Origin of the sequence: Pseudomonas sp. (genome assembly GCF_026224925.1) — a bacterium.
Classification (GTDB): Bacteria; Pseudomonadota; Gammaproteobacteria; order Pseudomonadales; family Pseudomonadaceae; genus Aquipseudomonas.
In genome coordinates this window covers 1-4,213 of the sequence record NZ_JAMFRV010000401.1, presented here as the reverse complement: position 1 = coordinate 4,213, position 4,213 = coordinate 1, and the positions used below count along the sequence as shown (strand labels likewise).

At 55.8% G+C, this 4,213-nt stretch carries 4 protein-coding genes; all 4 read right to left on the bottom strand.

Annotated features, from left to right (window positions below; all coding sequences use genetic code 11):
- On the bottom strand, positions 1–1,028 hold a 1,028-nt coding region (locus tag M0974_RS17375), incomplete at its 3' end, for an FAD-dependent monooxygenase (RefSeq protein ID WP_297839270.1).
- Positions 1,025–1,876, bottom strand: a complete 852-nt coding sequence (locus M0974_RS17370; RefSeq protein WP_297839267.1) for a VOC family protein — start codon at positions 1,874–1,876, stop codon at positions 1,025–1,027. The genes M0974_RS17375 and M0974_RS17370, both read right to left, overlap by 4 nt.
- A 26-nt stretch (positions 1,877–1,902) precedes the next feature.
- A complete protein-coding gene (locus M0974_RS17365) occupies positions 1,903–3,645 on the bottom strand; it encodes an AMP-binding protein (RefSeq protein WP_297839264.1) in 1,743 nt (580 codons plus the stop codon).
- Between the two features lie 17 nt (positions 3,646–3,662).
- Positions 3,663–4,079: a hypothetical protein gene (locus M0974_RS17360; RefSeq protein ID WP_297839262.1), complete on the bottom strand. Its 417-nt coding sequence runs from the start codon at positions 4,077–4,079 to the stop codon at positions 3,663–3,665.
- Positions 4,080–4,213: the final 134 nt, after the last annotated feature.

The window sequence follows — 4,213 nt, the reverse complement described above, 5'->3', positions numbered from 1 at the left end:
CATTGGGCAATCTGCTCGTACCACAGGTATGACAGCTCAGAGGCATCAATCAGTTTGTGTTTTTTCGGCCCGTGATCGTGTTCGAAACTCTGCAGCCCCTTTAATGCGTCACCCTTGCAGGCCAACAACGCCTTTGCCAATGCGATGGAATCGTTCATGGCGATGCGAGTCCCCGAACCAATGGAGAAATGCGCAGATGCCAAGGCATCGCCGATCAATACGTAACGATCCGTTGTCCAGCGGGCATTGCGAATGGCCGGAAACTGTCGCCATACCGATTTGGCGTTCCCTGATATGAGTGGTGCGCCGTCAAGCTCGGGAGCGAATATGTGTTCGAACAGAGCCTGTCGTTGCTCATCACTCATCTGCTCCAGCCCGAGCCGGTGCCAAGTAACGTCGTCACACTCAGCGACGAAGGTGCTCATTTCATCGCTGTACGCGTAATAGTGGGCAACAAAATGGCCGCCTTGGTATTTGCGAAAGACCAGAGCCGATGATTCGAACACCCGAGGGGTGCCGAACCATGCGAAGTGATTCTGCAGCGTGCGCGTGGTGGTGCCGAACTGCTCGGCAAACTCAAGACGGATTGTCGAATTAGCACCATCTGCGCCGACAACCACATCAGCATCTTGCAGACCGAAACGAGCGAGGTCCGCGCTGCCGGAGATACGTTGCTGATGATGAATGACGACCCCTGCGCCCTTTGCCTGGGCCTCTAGCGTTTGCAGAAGTTTAAGGCGCGGGATCGCCCCGCCTTTGACCGGCAGCGTGATTTCGATCGGGGTTTCGCCTTGAGTAATAATCTGCCGATCATGCAATTGCATGGCGCCCACCAACGCCTCGTAAGAGGCCGCGTCCGCGTCACGCAGTTGCTGAAGGCCTGTGTCGGCCAGTACCACGCCAAAGCCGAAAGTTGCGTCGGCCGAGTTCTGTTCGATGATTTCCACCTGCCAATCTGGCGCACTGCGTTTGAGCAACAACGCCAAGTACAGGCCCGCCGGGCCGCCGCCAATAATTGCGACTTTCATTGCGCGCCCCCCGGCTGTATTTCAAGTCGGTAACGGCTAAAAGACGACACCTTGCCGACAAAACCACCGGTAAGTGCCGCATTCCAGATCGCCGCATCGAAACCGAGTTTCTTGCGCTCAAAAACCAACGAGTCTGTCGTGGAGATTTTCCAATAGCCGCTGCTCAGTTTGCTCAGTAGGTAGTTCTCACACAGCAAGGCTGCGTCTACCAACGGCTTGAACTCCGGTGCATCTAATACAAAAAGAACGGCCTCGTTCGGGCTTTCACCGGGCGAAATACCTTGTGCCTTGTCGAGCCAAACTTGATCGATCCCTGTGAAATCACAGGTCCCGGCACGATGGGCATCTTCCGCTGCCATGGCGGCTTGAAGCGTACGCGTGGCGTCGTCGGCATCCAGTTGGTCCATGGGCCTTTCCTGGAGCGTCACCTCCAAGTAGTAGCCATTCGGATCGCTGAAGTAGATCGATTCAATTAGCTCGTGGCGTATCTGAAAGATCAGCGGGATACCCTGACTTTCAATGCGGTCTCGCCAGGCCAGCAGTTCCTCGCGGGTATCAACTCGCCACGCAGTGTGCGTAGCCTCGAAGCGATAGTCCGCCACGGCACGGGTGTAGTCCGGTTGCTCGGTATTGATGTAGTAGAAAAACGCGATGGTGCTGTCGTTACCACTGTCGAAAAAGAAGTGCAAAAAATCGGGGTGATTTGACGGTCCCCAACCGCGTGCCGAAATCGCATGCACGAGCGGTAATCCGAGTTTGTCCCGATAGAACTCAACGGTCTCGCGGAGCTTCCAGGTAGGTCTGGCGGTATGGTGGACGCCTTTGAGAACAGGATGATTCGCGGCCATAACGGGCCTCCAGATGTAAAGTTGAGTTACGCGGACCGGGTTTGCTGCGCCCGCTCGCTGACAAGCTCACGGAGTTTGTCCTTGCTGAGTTTTCCAGCAGCGGTCAAAGGGAATGACTCCAGCACTTCGATGCGCTCCGGCCATTTGAACTTCGCCAGGCCATAGGCTTCCAAAAAGGCGCCTAGCTCGGCAACCGTGGGTGCCTGGAACCCATCGCGCAGGACGATGGCTGCACACAGGCGCTCATCAAACACTGGATCGGGATAACCAACTGCTGCGACGGCAGCTACCGCCGGGTGACCGGCCACACCCATTTCAACTTCTTCACAGTTGATTTTTTCGCCGCCTCGGCTGACGAGGTCCTTCAAGCGACCGCAGAAGACGTAGTGGGTAACGCCATTGATGACTTTGGTGTACATGAGGTCGCCGGACCGATAAAAACCGTCGCTGGTGAAGGTCTCCCGATTGCGCTCTTCAGCGCTGTAGTAACCGTGGATTGTGTACGGCCCCTTAAAAGCGGGCTCACCAGTCTGCCCTGGCTCGACGTCCTGCTCGGTACCAGGAACAAGTATTCGTACTTGGTCCAACGCGGAAACCGGACGCCCGTTGGTGGTGTCGAGTGCTTCCTGTGGGTCGTCACGGTGGGTAAACATGATCACCCCTTCCGTAATACCGAATACGTTGTGCACCGGTACGCCCAACAGTTGCTTAAGCTTTGCGGCACTGTTGGCGACGATTACACCTCGAGCATTGGAAAGGTCGACCCTACCCGCGTGGATAGCTGTTTCAAGTCGCGCAATGATTGGCCCACCTAACATCATCCAGGTGGGGCGAGTGGTTTCGATCAGCGACACCAGTGTTTCCGGTTGAAGGTCCGGGGCGACCGTCACAGTGCCACCCGTCATCAGGAACGGGCCGAAGCAACACCCCATGTTCAGGTTGTGAATCATCGGCTGCGGCATGAACAACACATCCTCTGGCCGATAGTCCAGCCATGCGGCCACGGCGCGCATGTTGTACAAATACTCATTGTGAAAACGCGGGATGATTTTTGGCACGCCGGTAGTCCCCCCCGACAGCTGGAATACTGCGGCCTGGAAGGGATCCAGTTGCACGGCTTCAAGCTGTTTGCACGCGGCAGGAAACGCCTGTTCCTCAATAAGTGTCGGCTGATGAAGAATGCCTGTTTGCGGCTCCCCGCCGACCTGCATGATCCATTTCAGCGACGAAGATTGCTGTTGCATCTTGCGGGCGAAAGCGACGGTGTCAAATTTTGGATCATCGCCTTGAACGATATGAAGCTTGGCATCTGCCAGCTCGGCCAAGTAGCCGATCTCCCGTTCACGATGGGCAGCCAAGGTGCAGACAGGTATAAGCCCGGCCTTCACGCAGGCCAAAAATGCAACGATCAGGTGCTCGCTGTTGTTGAGCTGGAACATGACTCGATCAAGGGGTTGTAAACCCTGGCTGAGCAAAGCACCGGCCAAGCGGGTGGAAAGCTCGTCAAGTTCGCTATAGGTGATACTTACACCGGGGCCTGCCAAGGCAATATTGGTGGGATAGCGCTCTACTGACTGACGAAAACCATCGGCAAGGGTTTCAACGCCAAGGACCCCTTCATTTACATAATGATCAAGCTCCTGCTGCTTCGGATAAACGACGCCCGGCAACGCATCGCGCACGCGGTTAATGCGGCCAGATGCAACGAGTGTGGTGGAGTCTGGAGCCAACGAAGCTGATGCAGTTGTTGTAGTTGTTGTGTTCATCATTGGGTACTCGATGTTGGTCAGAAAGTATCGTTAAGCCATTGCTGAAGATGCGAACCAGCAATCCATTGTCCGGGCTCCTCGCCGTCTTCCAGCGCCTGTCCATGGTGGTTACCACGTACTTTGAATCGCCGTTTATTTGAAGACGGTATATCGGCATAAATTTTATTTACATCGCCAGGAAACACGCAGTTATCACCGGTGTACTCGATGAGCAGTAGCGGTTGCTCAATGGCGTGGGAAGTCTTGTTCAGCGATGCGTTTGAACTAAGCCCGGACCATGTCGATAGCCATGACTCTGGCGTTACCGTGCGAGCGAAGCCGACGCTGCCCAAGTTGGAAGCTTCTGGATCTGCGCCCCACAGCGAACCGACCAAGCGGTCAGACGGGTCCAGGCTCAGGTCCCAGCAGCGCAAGTCGGCATCAGTGCGCCACACTTGAAAAATGGAACCATGAGCGGCGACTTGTCGATCCCTGCGAGTCGCCTCATTTTTGAGCCGTCCGCGCGCAGCTTGTCGTTCGGCAATCAGATTCCGGGCATGTTGATCGATGTGCTCTACACGCTGCCGCT